Below are 12,605 nucleotides of genomic sequence, written 5' to 3'. Positions count from 1 at the left end.
CCAGCACCGCCAACCGCCCCCTGGCGATCCCCAGTACCTGCTCGGACGGCCGACGGGAGAGCACGTCCCCGTCCAGACAGTCGAGCAGCGGCCGGATGTCCTCCAGGGTGAGCCCGGCCGACACCAGCGCGCGGATGTTGCGCACCCGCACGACCGCCGAATCCCCGTACTCGCGGTAGCCGTTGGGCTCGCGCTCGGAGTCGATCAGCCCGGCCTCCTCGTAGTGCCGCAGCGCCCGGGCGGTACTGCCCGTCCGCCGCGCCAGTTCACCGATCCGCACCCGTACGGCCCCCTCCACCGCCCCGGGGCGTCAGCCCACCAGCGCGCCCCCGTCGACCGACAACACTACGCCGGTCACGAACGAGGCCTGCGGCGAGGCGAGTCGGGTGATCGCCCAGGCCACCTCCTCGGGCCGGCCGATCCGGCCCAGCGGGGTGTGCTCCAGCTGCCACTCGCGCGTCGCCGCCCGCTGCTCGGGGCCGTACCCGGAGTGGTCGGCGATCGGGGTGTCGATCGCCCCGGGCGCGACCGCCACCACCCGGATGCCGCGCGGCGCCAGCTCCACCGCCCAGCTGCGGGTGATCGTCTCCAGCGCGGCCTTGCTCGCCGCGTACACCGCGTTGGACGGCCAGCCGCGCTGCCCGACGGCGGTGCTGACGTTGACCACCACCCCCCGGCTCTCGCTCAGCGCCGGCAGCGCGGCCTGCCCGAGCAGCACCGGCGCGACCAGGTTGGTGGCCAATAGCGCCTCGACGCCCGCCCGGTGGTAGCCGCCGAGGCCCTGCCCGCTCTGCACGATCCCGGCGTTGTTCACCAGCACGTCCAGCCGTCCGTACCGAGCCAGCGCCGCCCCGACGATCGCCTCCGGGGCGTCCGGCCCGGTCACGTCCGCGACCAGCGGCTCGATCAGCCCCGGGTGCGCGGACGCCGTCTCCGCCAGCGGCCCGGGCCGCCGCCCGACGGCCAACACCCGCGCCCCCTCGGCCGCGAAGGCCCGCGCGGTCTCCCGCCCGATCCCCGTTCCGGCTCCGGTGACCACCACGACCCGACCCTCTACCGCGTTCACAGTGTCCATGCGCCAACCCTGCGACCCTGCCGCCAGCGTCAGGGTCAAGCGGGAACCGTCGCATCGCGGATAAGGTCGCGGCACACGTACCCAGGGGGAGAACGACCATGAACGATCGACGGCCCGAAGACCGCCATCCGACCGCCGAGGGCCTGCTGCTGCGGCCCTTCGAGGACGCCGACGCCCCGGCGCTGGTCGAGGCCTACCGGGACGAGACGCTGCGGCGCTTCACCCGCCGCCCGATGGCCGACGTCGAGCAGGCCGCGCGCTGGCTGGCCCTCCAGTACGAGGGCCGGGCGGCGGGCACCCGGTACAGCTTCGCCGTCCTGGAAGCGGGCGAGGCGGGCGAGGCGGGCGAACTGGTCGGCAACGTGGCGCTCAAGCGCGGCGCCCCCGGCGGGGAGACGGCCGAGGTGGGGTACTGGACGGCGGCCCCGGCCCGCGGTCGGGGCGTGGCCCCGCGCGCGGTGGAGGCCCTCACCGCCTGGGCCTTCGACGTCTTCGCCCACGACGGCCTGATCCGGATCGACCTGCTGCACGAGGGGGACAACGCCGCCTCCTGCCGGGTCGCGGAGAAGAGCGGCTACGCGTTCACGGAGATCGTCCCGGCCTTCCCGCCCTATCCGCTGGACGGCCACCGGCACTCCCGGAAAAGGCTGGACGCGGCCGAACGGCACAGGTCAGAGTAGGCGCATGGCTTCTCTGGTACGACACGTGACGATCGATTGCGCCGACCCGCACGGCCTGGCGCTGTTCTGGGCCGAGGCGCTGGACGGCACCCTGGGGGAGGACGACAACCCGGGTGACGAGGAGGCGGTGGTGAACTCCGCCGGCGCCTCGCTGCTCTTCATCCGGGTGCCCGAGGGCAAGACGGTGAAGAACCGGGTGCACCTCGACCTCCAGCCGCAGGACCGCAGCCGGGACGAGGAGGTGGAACGCCTGGTCGCTCTGGGCGCCACCCTGCTGGCGGACCGCCGCACCCCGGACGGCAAGGGCTGGGTCACCCTCGCGGACCCTGAGGGCAACGAGCTGTGCATCGAGCGCAGCCACGCCGAGCGCGTCACCACCGGCGAGGCCTGACCGGCCGTTCGACCGGTCAGACGGGCCACTCGCCCATGGCCGCCCGCCAGTTCCACGAGGATCTGCGCGGGCGGCCGTTCAGTTCCCCGCGCCCGGTGCACCAGAGCAGGACCTCCGCCGGCTGCGCGTCCGGCTCCTCCGGCGCGTCCGGGAAGAGCCGGTCGAGCACGAAGCGGCACAGCGGCCCGGCCGGGACGTTCCAGTCGCGGTCCCCGGTGTGCGGGGCGAGCACCGCGAGCGAGGCGTCCAGGGCGGTTCGTACGGCGTCGCCGTTGCGCATGATCGCTCCTTCGCCTTCGGCGTCGACTTCGACGGACCGTCACACGATAGGCGTAGCCCTCGGGCCACCGCCGGGAGTTCATCCGATAATCGATCCTGTCTGACGCCCTTCGGCACACGCATCGAACGAGCAGGCAGGTACCCCATGGCCAGAATCGCCGTGATCGGCGCCAACGGCGGCATCGGCAGCGCCATCGTCGAGGAGGCGGCCGCCCGCGGTCACGAGGTCACCGCCGTGGTCCGCGACCCCGACCGCTACCGGGGCGCCGCCGCCTCCGTGGAACGCGGCGACGTACTGGTCCCGGCCGACGTGGCCCGGATCGCCGGCGGCCAGGACGCCCTGGTGAGCGCCGTCGGCGGCGGCGACGGCCCGGGCCACGTCGCGCTGATCGAGCCCGCCGCGCGTTCCCTGGTCGAGGGTCTGCGGGCGCTCGGCGACACGGCGCCCCGGCTGATCGCGGTCGGCGGCGCGGGCAGCCTGGAGACGGCACCGGGCGTACGGGTCTGGGACACCCCGGGCCTGCCGGAGCCGCTCCTGCAGATCATGCACGCGCACGGCGCGGCGCAGGACTACTACCGGACGGTCTCCGACATCCGCTGGACGGTGCTCAGCCCGGCCGCCGAGATCGGCCCGGGGAAGCGGACCGGCCGCTACCACACGGGCCTGGAGCAGTTGCTCACCGATGGCAAGGGGCGCAGCCGGATCTCCATTCCGGACTACGCGGCCGCCCTGCTGGACGAGATCGAGCAGCCCGAGCACATCGGGGAGCGCTTCACCTGCTGCGCCCTGTGACCGGAACCCGGTGCGGGAGGCGTCAGCCCAGTTGGACCGACCGCTTGGCCAGCCCCATCCAGAACCCGTCGATGACGCTGCGCTGACTGCCGAGGTCGGCCTCGCCGGCGCCGAGGGTGACGAACAGCGGGGCGAAGTGCTCGGTGCGCGGGTGCGCCAGCCGTCCGGCCGGGGCCTTGTGCTCGAAGTCGAGCAGCGCGTCCAGGTCGTGGGCGTCCAGGGCCCGCTTGCCCCAGTCGTCGAACTCGGCCATCACCGAGGTGATCCGGCCGTCGCTGCTGAGCGCCCGCAGGTTGTGGGTGAAGAAGCCGCTGCCGATGATCAGCACGCCCTCGTCGCGCAGCGGGGCGAGCTTGCGGCCGATCTCCAGCAGCCGCTGCGGGTCGAGGGTGGGCATGGAGATCTGCAGCACCGGGACGTCGGCCTCCGGGTACATCTCCACCAGCGGCACGTACGCGCCGTGGTCGAGCCCGCGGTCGGGGATGTCCTGGACGGGCGTGCCGGGGGCGCGCAGCAGCTTGCGCACGCGCTCGGCGAGTTCCGGTGCGCCGGGGGCGGCGTACTGGACCCGGTAGTAGTGCTCGGGGAAGCCCCAGAAGTCGTACACCAGCGGGATCGTGGTGACGGCGCCGACGGCCAGCGGGGCCTCCTCCCAGTGGGCGGAGACCATCAGCACGGCCTTGGGCCGCGGCAGGTCGGCCGACCAGGCGGCCAGCTCGCCCGGCCAGATCGGGTCGTCGGCGAGCGGCGGCGCGCCGTGCGACAGGTACAGGGCGGGCATGCGCTCGGGGGCCGCGGTGCTCATGGCGTCCTCCTCGGGGGAGTGGGATCCCCGGGGGGATCGTCGCGAGTAGTTCAAATTTGAACGTCTACAACAGACGGTACACCTTCGTTCGAATTTGAACAACGGGATAGTCTTCACCCCATGTCCTCACTGAACGAACCCCGCTGGCTCGACCAGGACGAGATGGCCGCCTGGCGGGGCTTCGTCACCGCGAGCAACCTGCTCAACCGACGGCTGGAGCGCCAGCTCAAGGAGGACTCCGGCCTCTCGCACCAGCAGTACGAGATCCTGGTGCACCTGTCCGCCGCCTCCGGCGACTCGCTGCGGATGACCGAACTCGCCGACAAGCTGGTCACCTCCAAGAGCGGCCTCACCTACCAGGTCACCCAGCTGGAGCGGATGGGCCTGGTCGCCCGCCGCTCCTGCCCCAGTGACGTGCGCGGCGTCATCGCCGAACTCACCGACCAGGGGCGGGAGACGATGCGCCAGGCCGCCCCCGGGCACGTCGCCCTGGTGCGCGAGCTGCTGATCGACGTGCTCACCCGCGAGCAGCTCGCCGTGCTCGCCGAGGGCCTCGGCGAGGTCAGCGCCCGGCTGAGACAGGACGACACGCCCTGATCCCCGACTGATCCCCGAGCGCTTTCGAGCGCCTCAATCCCCGAGCGCCGCCGCCCGCTCCCGCAGCAGCTCCCGTTCCCGCTCGTTGTGGGTCAGCTCCGCCGCCCGTTCGAACTCCGCCCTGGCCTCCGCCACCCGCCCCAGCCGGGCCAGCAGATCGCCCCGCACGCTAGGCAGCAGGTGGTAGCCGCTCAGCGCCGGCTCCGCCGCCAGCGCGTCCACCAGCTCCAGCCCGGCGGCCGGCCCCCGGGCCATCGAGACGGCCACCGCCCGGTTCAGCGCCACCACCGGCGAGGGCGTCAGTGCGAGCAGCCGCTCGTACAGCGCGGCGATCATCTCCCAGTCGGTGTCCCGGTACCGCCGCGCCTTGGCGTGGCAGGCGGCGATCGCGGCCTGCACCGAGTACGGCCCGGTGCCCGCCCGTTGCAGTGCGTCGAAGCCGCGCCGGATCAGCAGCCCGTCCCAACGGGCCCGGTTCTGCTCGGCCAGCAGCACCGGCCGCCCGTCGGGCCCGGTCCGGGCCGCCGTCCGCGAGGCCTGGAACTCCAGCAGCGCGGCCAGCCCGTGCACCTCCGGCTCGGCGGGCATCAGCCCGGCCAGCACCCGGGCCAGCCGCAGCGCGTCCTCGCACAGCTGCGGGCGGAGCAGGTCGGCCCCGGCGGTGGCCGAGTAGCCCTCGTTGAAGACCAGGTAGACGACCTCCAGCACGGAGGACAGCCGCTCCGCCCGGTCCTGCCCGTACGGCACCTCGAACGGCACCCGGGCCTGCGCCAGCGTCCGCTTCGCCCGGACGATCCGCTGCGCCACCGTCGACTCGGGCACCAGGAAGGCCCGGGCGATCTCCGGGGTGGTCAGCCCGCCGAGCAGCCGCAGGGTGAGCGCGATCCGGGCCTGCGCCGACAGCACCGGGTGGCAGGCGGTGAAGATCAGCCGCAGCAGGTCGTCGTCGATGTCGTCCGGCTGCACCGGCTCCGGAGGCGGCACGTCCTCCAGGGAGCGCCCCACCTCGGCGAGTTTGCGGGCGTACACCTCCCGGCGGCGCACCAGGTCGATCGCCCGCCGCTTGGCGGTGGACGTCAGCCAGGCGCCCGGGTTGTCCGGGACGCCCTCGCGCGGCCACTGCTCCAGCGCGGCCACCAGCGCGTCCTGCGCCAGCTCCTCGGCGATGCCCACGTCCCGGACGATCCGGGTGACCCCGGCGATGATCCGCGCGGACTCGATCCGGAACACCGTCTCGACCGCCGTCGCCGCAGCTCCGTTCCCCGTCGCCGCAGACCCGTCCCCCGCCACCGCAGCTCCGTCCCCCGTCTCCCGCTCCGTCACGGCCACCCATCAGAGCAGCCGGCGGAGCGGGAGGCAAACACCGTCGCAGGGGCTACTTCGGCGGCTCCGGCATCTCCTCGATCTGCCGGACCTCCGCCACGACCGGCCAGTGCGCCGGGTGGGTCTGGAGGAAGCGGCGGGTCCACTCCAGCGCCTCGGCCTTGTCCTTGCACTGCATGATGGCGTAGCCGCCGACGACCTCCTTGGTCTCGGTGAACGGCCCGTCGGTGTAGCCGACCTTCCCGTCGGTCCAGGTCAGCCGGGTGCCCTGGGAGGTCGGGGTCAGCCCGCCGGTCTCCAGCATCACCCCGGCCTTGGTGATCTCCTCGAACAGCGCCCCCATCCGCTGCTCGAACCCCGGGTCCGGCTCCCAGCTCCCGCGGGCGGTCTCGTCGATGCGGATCAGCGACATGAAGCGCGGCATGGTGACTCCTCGGTCGAACGGGCGGGGCCTCTCCCCGCCTCTCACCCCTGCGTCGAACGGGAGGGCGCCGATTCGACACCCGCCGCGAGAAATTCTTCCGCCGGAACCGGCGGATAGCGCGATGACCAGCACGATGATGATCAGTTGTGTCATGGCCGAGCATCACCGCTGGTCGTGAGGGGTGCGGGCGAAGCGCTCAACCACTCGCCCGGGGCGGGTTTCCGTGCCAACATGCCCCATATGGGGACGATTCTGCACGGCACCCTGGTCACCCTCCGCCCGGCCACCGCCGACGACATCCCGGAGCTGGTGGCGATCCGCGGCACGCCCGAGGTGTTCGCCCGCTGGCGCGGCGGTGACGACCTGGCCGACGAGGTCGCGGGGGAGTTGGAGTCGCCCGACACCCAGACCTTCGCGATCGAGGTCGGCGGCCGGGTGGTGGGCGCCATCCAGTGGTACGCCGAGAACGACGACGAGTACCGGCACGCCGGGATGGACCTCTACCTCGACCCGACGGTGCACGGCCTGGGCCTGGGCACCGACGCCGTGCGCACCATGGCCCGACACCTGGTGCACGACCACCACTACCACCGGCTGGTGATCGACCCGGCCGCGGACAACGCGGCCGCGATCCGCTGCTACGCCAAGGTCGGCTTCCGCCCGGTCGGCACCATGCGCCAGTACGAGCGCGGCCCGGACGGCAGTTGGCACGACAACCTGCTGATGGATCTGCTCGCGGACGAACTGCTGGACGGCTGACGGCGGTCGGTCGCCCCCAGGGCGTCAGGTGCGAGGGTGTGCAGACATCTTGTCAGTCGATCGCCCTGACCTGTACAGACACCTCAACGCCACAGGAGCGATCGGAACTGCTCTCCTGGCGTTCTTCCCGAAGTACCGAGCGGTAGCTAGCGTTCCCCCGCCAATCCCCGGCGGCCGGTCACCCGGCCCCGGGCCCCACCGGATTGACGGATCCCTCCCCAGGAGAACGCCCATGCTCCCGCGTCGTACGGCCACCGCCCTCACCTCGGCGGCCGCCGCCGCACTGCTGCTCGGCGGCACCGCCCCGACCGCCTCCGCCGCCTCGGCGAGCCCGACCACGCTGTCCGTCCTCGCCTTCAACGTCGACCTCGGCACCGCCGTCGTCGACAGCACCCAGAACGAGCAGGCCGCCCGCCGGACCCCGGTGGTCGAGCAACTCGTCCGTCAGCACAACGCCGACGTCGTCATCCTGGACGAGCAGTTCAACAACAGCTCGACCGCCGACATCAACACCAAGCTCGCCGACCTCTACCCGTACCGCACCCCGGTGGTCGGCCAGACCTGTTCCGGCGGCGGCTGGACCGGCATCAGCGGCAACTGCTCCAACTCGTGGTTCGTCATCAACGGCGGCACGATGATCCTCTCCAAGTACCCGATCACCGCCCAGTACGCCCACGTCTTCAGCAACTCCACCTACGGCACCTGGGACTACCACGCCAACAAGGGCGCGGCGCTGGTCCGGGTGAACAAGAACGGCGGCACCGCCTGGGTGGTCGGCACCCACCTCCAGGCCGACGAGTCCGGCACCTCCACCGACACCACCCAGTCGACCCGGCTCGGCCAGCTCGCCGAGATCCGCGCCTGGGTCGACGGGATCGTCGGCAGCGGCGCGCCGGTGCTGATCGGCGGGGACCTCAACGTCGAGTACTTCCACGGCCAGGGCCGCGGCGACCACACCAACGCCCAGAACGCGGTGAACGGTGTGCTCGGCACCCCGGCCACCGACCCGAGCCAGACCCGCACCACCATGGACTGCCCGGTCTCGGCCTGGTGCCAGTACATGGCGGGCGTCGAGACCTTCCCGACCGACTACCGGGACGACCTCGACTACCTCGGCTACCTCAACGCCCCGGGCCGCCCGGTGCCGACCGCGATGTCCAACGTGAAGGTCGACTTCGACCCGCAGGCCGGCTGGACGCCGGGGCAGCTCGACACCGTCGCGCCGAGCGACCACTACCCGGTCGAGGCCACCTTCCAGCTGAACTGACGCACCGCTCCGGTGATGTGAGATCAGGCCGGAGCCGGGCAGCCGCAGGAGCGCCGCACCACCAGCTTGGCCGGGAACGTCCGGGCCCCGGCGGCGCGGCGCTCGGCCCCGCCGAGGACGAGCTCCAGCGCGGCGCGGGCCATCTCGTCCTGCGCGGTGGTGACGGTGGTCAGCGCCGGCCCGGCGATCACCGCCTCGGCGATGTCGTCGAAGCCTGCCACCGCGAGGTCCTCCGGCACCCGGATGCCGAGGTCGTCGGCGGCCCGCAGCAGGCCGATCGCCTGGTCGTCCGTCGCGCAGAACACGGCGGACGGCCGGTCGGGCCGGCTCAGCAGGGTGAGCGCCTCGGCGTGCGCCCGGACCCGGTCGAAGGGCGCCGCGGTGAGCCGCCCCTCGACGGGCAGCCCGGCCTCCGCCAGCGCCGCGGCCCAGCCGGCCGTCCGCCCGGTGACCGGGTCGTGCGGGCTGAGCGCCAGGGTGCCGCCGAAGCAGTGCACCTCGGCGTGGCCGTGGCCGAGCAGGTGGTGGACCACCTCGCGGGCGCCGCCCTCGTCGTCCGCCACCACGGCCACGCCCTCGGCGCTCTCCGCGCGGTGGTGCAGCAGGACCACCGGGGTGCCGTCGGCCGAGTCGAAACCGGTCAGCCCGGGGGTGGCCGGGTCCTGGGTGACCAGGATCAGGCCGTCCACCTGCATGCCGAGGAAGGCCCGGATGTAGTGCGCCTCGCGCTCGTCGGCATAGTCGGAGTTGCCGATCAGCAGCAGTCGGCCGTGCTCGGTGGCGGCCTGCTCGACGGCGTGGGCGAGCCCGGCGAAGAAGGGCTGGCGGGCGTCCGGCACGACCATCCCGAGCAGGTTGGTCCGCCGCCGGGCCATCGCCTGGGCGACCCGGTTCGGGCGGTAGCCGAGCTCCTCGACCGCCGCGAGCACCCGGGCCCGAGTGGCCGCTGCCACCGGCCGCGGCCCGTCGTTGATCACATAACTCACGACCGCCGTGGACGTCCCCGCCACCCGCGCCACATCGTCCCGTGTCACCCTCGCCATGACCGTTGAGCCTACACAGCCCCTCCGACCAGCTCGTTTCCGCTGCCTGCGGCGCCCCCGGACGGCCCTCCGGGCTTGCGGGGCGGGCGGCGCCGTGCCGAGGCTGGCGGGACGGGGGCGGCAGCCGGTGCCGCCGCTGCCGACCGTGGGAGCAGGTCGATGAGCACGCCGCCGCACCGCCGCACCGCCTGGCCGAACCGCCGCGCCAACCGGTCGCCACGCCAGGCCCTACGCCGCGTCGGGCACGATCACGGTCAGCGAGGTCTCCTGGAGCAGGAAGCCCAGCGACTCGTAGACCCTGCGGGCGGGGTTGCCCTCGGACACCACCAGGTGCACGTCGGCGAGCCCGCGGGCGGCGGCGTCCGCGATCGCCCGGCGCAGCAGGTCGGCGCCGAGGCCGCGGTAGCCGCGCTGCGGGTGGCGGAAGACCTCGGCTATCCACGGCAGGCCGTCTCGGTCGGTCAGCACGAGTCCGCCGACCACCCGGTCCTCGGCGTCCACGGCGAGCAGGCTGGACGGCAGCATCGGCCCGATGACCTTCCCGGCGATCAGCGGGCCGATCCGCTCCGCGACCGCCAGGGCGTCGTCACCGGGGAAGTGGTCCACGTGGCCGGGCGCGAAGGCGGCCCGCCACGACTCCAGCAGCTCCTCGGGCGCGCGGTCGCAGGGCACCGCCCGCAGGCCCTCGCGCAGCGGGGCCCCGGCCCACTCGGCGGGCGGCGGATCGGCACGCAGGTCGCGCCGGAAGGTGTGGGCGTGCCGGAGCACCTTCGCGCCGCCGTCCACCAGCCGCCGCCCGAGTTCGGGAGTGCCGGAGACCACCCAGCCGGGCAGCTCGGTGCGGATGAACTCCGCGGCGTCCACCGATTCGTCCAGTACCTCCAGCAGGTCGGCCCAGGGCCGCCCCTCGCGTTCGCCCAGCTGGTAGCGCAGCACGGGCGCCCCGCCGCCGCCCTGCTTGACGACCCAGTCCGCCTCGGCCATGGCCCCACCTCATTCACGAGATCGTTCGTCGGCGGCTCATGCTCACCAGATCCGGACGTTCGGGGCAACAGGTTTTCGAGCGGCGGCCTTCCGGACGACACGCGCGTGACGGGTCCGTGGCGGGTGCTCAGCCCACCCTCCGACGGGTGCTCAGCCCACCGCCGCGGCGCGCAGGCAGAGCACGTCCGGCAGGTGGGAGAGCAGCAGCGACCACGTCTCGCCCTCGTCGCGGCTGCCGTACACGTCGCCGGTCCGGTTGCCGAAGTAGATCCCGGCCGGGTCGGCGTCGTCGGTGCGCAGGGCGTCGCGCAGCACGATGCCGTAGTGGTCCTCGCCGGGCAGGCCGTTGGCGAGCTGGTCCCAGCTGGTGCCGCCGTCGGTGGTGCGGAAGACCCGGCAGCGGCGGCCGGGCGGGATGCGGTCGTCCGCGCCGCCGAGCGGGAACAGGTAGGCGGTGTCGCCCCGGCGCGGGTGGGCGGCGACGGCGAAGCCGAACTCGGCGGGCAGCCCGTCGACGATCGAGCGCCAGCTCCCGCCCCAGTCGTCGCTGCGGTAGACGCCGCCGTGGTTCTGGAGGTAGAGCCGGTCGGGGTGGACCGGGTCCTGGGCGATCTTGTGGACGCACTGGCCGAACACGGGGTACTGGCTCTCCGGCGGGAAGAACTCGGCCCGCAGCCCGGCGTTGGAGGGCTCCCAGCTGTCCCCGCCGTCCTTGCTGCGGTAGACGCCGCCGCTGGAGACGGCGACCAGCAGCCGCTGCGGGTCGCGCGGGTCGGTGAGGATGGTGTGCAGGCCCTGGCCGCCGTAGCCGGCGCCCCACTCGGGCCGCTGGGGGTGGTTCCAGAGCGACTCGACCAGGCCGAAGGTCTCGCCGCCGTCGGTGGAGCGGAACAGCGCGGCGGGCTCGGTGCCGGCGTAGACGACCCCGGGAGCCTCCGGCCCGGCAGGCTGGAGCTGCCAGACCCGGGTGAGCGAGGCGCCGGTGCTCTCGGGGAAGCGGATCGCCGGCCGCGACGGCTCGTTCCAGCTCGCGCCGAGGTCGTCGGAGCGCCAGACCGAGGGCCCCCAGTGACTGCTGTCGGCGCCGACCAGCACCCTGGTCCGGCCGTCGCGGCGGTCGATCGAGACGGAGTAGATCGCGTTCATCCGGAAGTGCGGCCCGCTGAACTCCCAGTTCAGCCGGTCGCGGCTGCGGCCGAGAAAGAGGCCCTTCTCGGTTCCGACGGCCAACAGCACCTCGGTCATGCCACACCACCTGGTTACGAGTACGGCCCCCGGGACGCCTCCCCGAATGCCAGTGTCCCGCCGTCCACCGGTGGCCACACTTCGCCGCGCCGCCCGCCCGGTGAGGGCGCTACCCCCGGCAGCCCTCCAGCAGCCGCAGCCACACCTCGCTGATCGTGGGGTAGGCCGGGACGGCGTGCCAGAGCCGGTCGATGGGCACCTCGCCGACCACCGCGACGGTGGCCGAGTGCAGCAGTTCGGCGACGGCGGGGCCTACCAGGCAGGCGCCGACGATCACCTCCCGGTCGAGGTCGAAGACCGCCCTGGCCCGGCCGCGGTAGCCGTCGGCGTACAGCGAGGCTCCGGCGACGGCGCCGATCTCGTGGTCGACGGCCTTGACCCGCAGCCCCAGTTGCTCGGCGGCGGCCAGGGTGAGGCCGACGGCGGCGACCTCCGGCTGGGTGAAGACGACCTGTGGCGCGCCCGCGAGGTCAGCGGACGCGGCGTGCGCGCCCCAGCGCGAGGTGTCCAGCGCGCGCCCCTGGGCGCGGGCGGCGATCGTCGCACCGGTGATCCGGGCCTGGTACTTGCCCTGGTGGGTGAGCAGCGCCCGGTGGTTGACGTCCCCGGCCGCGTAGAGCCACTCGCCGTCCACGCCGAGCACCGTGCAGCTGTCGTCCACCTCCAGCCAGCCGCCCGGGTGCAGCCCGACCTGCTCCAGCCCGATGTCGGCGGTGCGCGGCGCCCGGCCGGTCGCGTACAGCACCTCGTCGGCGGTCAGCGTGTCGCCGTCGCCGAGGGTCAGCGTCACCGGCCCGGAGGCGTCCGGGCGCTCCAGCGCGGTGACCACGGTGCCGAAGCGCAGGTCCACCCCCGCCTCCCGCAGGCCCTCGGCGACGAACTCGCCCGCGAAGGGCTCCATCCGCGGCAGCAGCCCGTGGCCGCGCACCAGCAGGACCAC

General features: G+C 73.6%; 16 protein-coding genes. 6 read left to right on the top strand and 10 right to left on the bottom strand.

Translation table 11 applies throughout. The features are described 5' to 3' along the window. Together J0670_RS14075 and J0670_RS14070 are read right to left on the bottom strand one after the other, a co-directional pair. Positions 1-280: MerR family transcriptional regulator (locus J0670_RS14075; protein ID WP_207811887.1), on the bottom strand; the 280-nt coding region annotated here is incomplete at its 3' end. A gap of 30 nt (positions 281-310) precedes the next feature. Then, positions 311-1,075, bottom strand: a complete 765-nt coding sequence (locus J0670_RS14070) for an SDR family NAD(P)-dependent oxidoreductase (protein ID WP_207811886.1) — start codon at positions 1,073-1,075, stop codon at positions 311-313. 98 nt (positions 1,076-1,173) lie between these two features. Between J0670_RS14070 and J0670_RS14065 the strand changes: the two genes are divergently transcribed. After that, entirely contained in the window at positions 1,174-1,755 is a 582-nt protein-coding gene (locus J0670_RS14065; protein ID WP_207811885.1) for a GNAT family N-acetyltransferase, read from the top strand. A 4-nt stretch (positions 1,756-1,759) separates the two neighbouring features. Next, on the top strand, positions 1,760-2,146 hold the full coding sequence (locus J0670_RS14060) for a VOC family protein (protein WP_207811884.1): 387 nt from the start codon (positions 1,760-1,762) through the stop codon (positions 2,144-2,146). 16 nt (positions 2,147-2,162) lie between these two features. On the opposite strand, the gene J0670_RS14055 is transcribed toward J0670_RS14060, so the two are convergent. After that, on the bottom strand, positions 2,163-2,426 hold the full coding sequence (locus tag J0670_RS14055; protein ID WP_207811883.1) for a hypothetical protein: 264 nt from the start codon (positions 2,424-2,426) through the stop codon (positions 2,163-2,165). Positions 2,427-2,570: 144 nt separating this feature from the next. Here J0670_RS14055 and J0670_RS14050 point away from each other — a divergent pair, with 144 nt between their 5' ends. Next, entirely contained in the window at positions 2,571-3,218 is a 648-nt protein-coding gene (locus J0670_RS14050) for an NAD(P)-dependent oxidoreductase (protein ID WP_207811882.1), read from the top strand. A gap of 22 nt (positions 3,219-3,240) precedes the next feature. Here J0670_RS14050 and J0670_RS14045 read toward each other — a convergent pair whose 3' ends face one another. Continuing rightward, entirely contained in the window at positions 3,241-4,023 is a 783-nt protein-coding gene (locus J0670_RS14045; RefSeq protein WP_207811881.1) for a dioxygenase, read from the bottom strand. A 129-nt stretch (positions 4,024-4,152) separates the two neighbouring features. On the opposite strand from J0670_RS14045, the gene J0670_RS14040 reads away from it, so the two are divergent. Continuing rightward, positions 4,153-4,620: a MarR family winged helix-turn-helix transcriptional regulator gene (locus tag J0670_RS14040; RefSeq protein ID WP_207811888.1), complete on the top strand. Its 468-nt coding sequence runs from the start codon at positions 4,153-4,155 to the stop codon at positions 4,618-4,620. Positions 4,621-4,653: 33 nt separating this feature from the next. Here J0670_RS14040 and J0670_RS14035 read toward each other — a convergent pair whose 3' ends face one another. Both J0670_RS14035 and J0670_RS14030 read right to left on the bottom strand, forming a co-directional pair. Continuing rightward, positions 4,654-5,910, bottom strand: a complete 1,257-nt coding sequence (locus J0670_RS14035; RefSeq protein WP_307806517.1) for a sigma-70 family RNA polymerase sigma factor — start codon at positions 5,908-5,910, stop codon at positions 4,654-4,656. 85 nt (positions 5,911-5,995) lie between these two features. Continuing rightward, positions 5,996-6,367, bottom strand: coding sequence for a YciI family protein (locus J0670_RS14030; RefSeq protein WP_207811879.1), 372 nt, complete (start codon positions 6,365-6,367; stop codon positions 5,996-5,998). 240 nt (positions 6,368-6,607) lie between these two features. On the opposite strand from J0670_RS14030, the gene J0670_RS14025 reads away from it, so the two are divergent. Beyond that, complete coding sequence (locus J0670_RS14025; RefSeq protein ID WP_207811878.1) at positions 6,608-7,126, top strand: GNAT family N-acetyltransferase; 519 nt, start codon at positions 6,608-6,610, stop codon at positions 7,124-7,126. 232 nt (positions 7,127-7,358) lie between these two features. Continuing rightward, positions 7,359-8,393 (top strand): sphingomyelin phosphodiesterase, encoded by a 1,035-nt coding sequence (locus tag J0670_RS14020; protein ID WP_207811877.1) that lies wholly within the window; start codon positions 7,359-7,361, stop codon positions 8,391-8,393. 23 nt (positions 8,394-8,416) lie between these two features. Here J0670_RS14020 and J0670_RS14015 read toward each other — a convergent pair whose 3' ends face one another. The 4 genes from J0670_RS14015 to J0670_RS14000 all read right to left on the bottom strand — a co-directional run. After that, positions 8,417-9,436: a LacI family DNA-binding transcriptional regulator gene (locus J0670_RS14015; RefSeq protein WP_207811876.1), complete on the bottom strand. Its 1,020-nt coding sequence runs from the start codon at positions 9,434-9,436 to the stop codon at positions 8,417-8,419. Between the two features lie 228 nt (positions 9,437-9,664). After that, positions 9,665-10,420 carry a GNAT family N-acetyltransferase gene (locus J0670_RS14010; protein ID WP_207811875.1) on the bottom strand — a complete coding sequence of 252 codons (756 nt, stop codon included), beginning with the start codon at positions 10,418-10,420 and terminating at the stop codon, positions 9,665-9,667. Positions 10,421-10,570: 150 nt separating this feature from the next. Then, positions 10,571-11,665, bottom strand: a complete 1,095-nt coding sequence (locus J0670_RS14005; protein ID WP_207811874.1) for a glycoside hydrolase — start codon at positions 11,663-11,665, stop codon at positions 10,571-10,573. 109 nt (positions 11,666-11,774) lie between these two features. Beyond that, positions 11,775-12,605 (bottom strand): FAD-dependent oxidoreductase (locus J0670_RS14000; protein WP_207811873.1); only part of this gene is annotated, 831 nt, incomplete at its 5' end.

This window comes from Streptomyces sp. FH025, from assembly GCF_017427025.1.
Classification (GTDB): Bacteria; Actinomycetota; Actinomycetes; order Streptomycetales; family Streptomycetaceae; genus Kitasatospora.
This window is presented reverse-complemented; position numbering and strand designations above follow the sequence as displayed.

What these genes read in the sequence shown, in the direction of transcription:
- J0670_RS14060 (WP_207811884.1), top strand. Translation starts at nt 1,760, where the DNA reads ATGGCTTCTCTGGTACGACACGTGACGATCGATTGCGCCGACCCGCAC.
- J0670_RS14015 (WP_207811876.1), bottom strand. Translation starts at nt 9,436, where the DNA reads ATGGCGAGGGTGACACGGGACGATGTGGCGCGGGTGGCGGGGACGTCC.
- J0670_RS14025 (WP_207811878.1), top strand. Translation starts at nt 6,608, where the DNA reads ATGGGGACGATTCTGCACGGCACCCTGGTCACCCTCCGCCCGGCCACC.
- J0670_RS14065 (WP_207811885.1), top strand. Translation starts at nt 1,174, where the DNA reads ATGAACGATCGACGGCCCGAAGACCGCCATCCGACCGCCGAGGGCCTG.
- J0670_RS14010 (WP_207811875.1), bottom strand. Translation starts at nt 10,420, where the DNA reads ATGGCCGAGGCGGACTGGGTCGTCAAGCAGGGCGGCGGCGGGGCGCCC.
- J0670_RS14050 (WP_207811882.1), top strand. Translation starts at nt 2,571, where the DNA reads ATGGCCAGAATCGCCGTGATCGGCGCCAACGGCGGCATCGGCAGCGCC.
- J0670_RS14020 (WP_207811877.1), top strand. Translation starts at nt 7,359, where the DNA reads ATGCTCCCGCGTCGTACGGCCACCGCCCTCACCTCGGCGGCCGCCGCC.
- J0670_RS14005 (WP_207811874.1), bottom strand. Translation starts at nt 11,665, where the DNA reads ATGACCGAGGTGCTGTTGGCCGTCGGAACCGAGAAGGGCCTCTTTCTC.
- J0670_RS14070 (WP_207811886.1), bottom strand. Translation starts at nt 1,075, where the DNA reads ATGGACACTGTGAACGCGGTAGAGGGTCGGGTCGTGGTGGTCACCGGA.
- J0670_RS14055 (WP_207811883.1), bottom strand. Translation starts at nt 2,426, where the DNA reads ATGCGCAACGGCGACGCCGTACGAACCGCCCTGGACGCCTCGCTCGCG.
- J0670_RS14045 (WP_207811881.1), bottom strand. Translation starts at nt 4,023, where the DNA reads ATGAGCACCGCGGCCCCCGAGCGCATGCCCGCCCTGTACCTGTCGCAC.
- J0670_RS14030 (WP_207811879.1), bottom strand. Translation starts at nt 6,367, where the DNA reads ATGCCGCGCTTCATGTCGCTGATCCGCATCGACGAGACCGCCCGCGGG.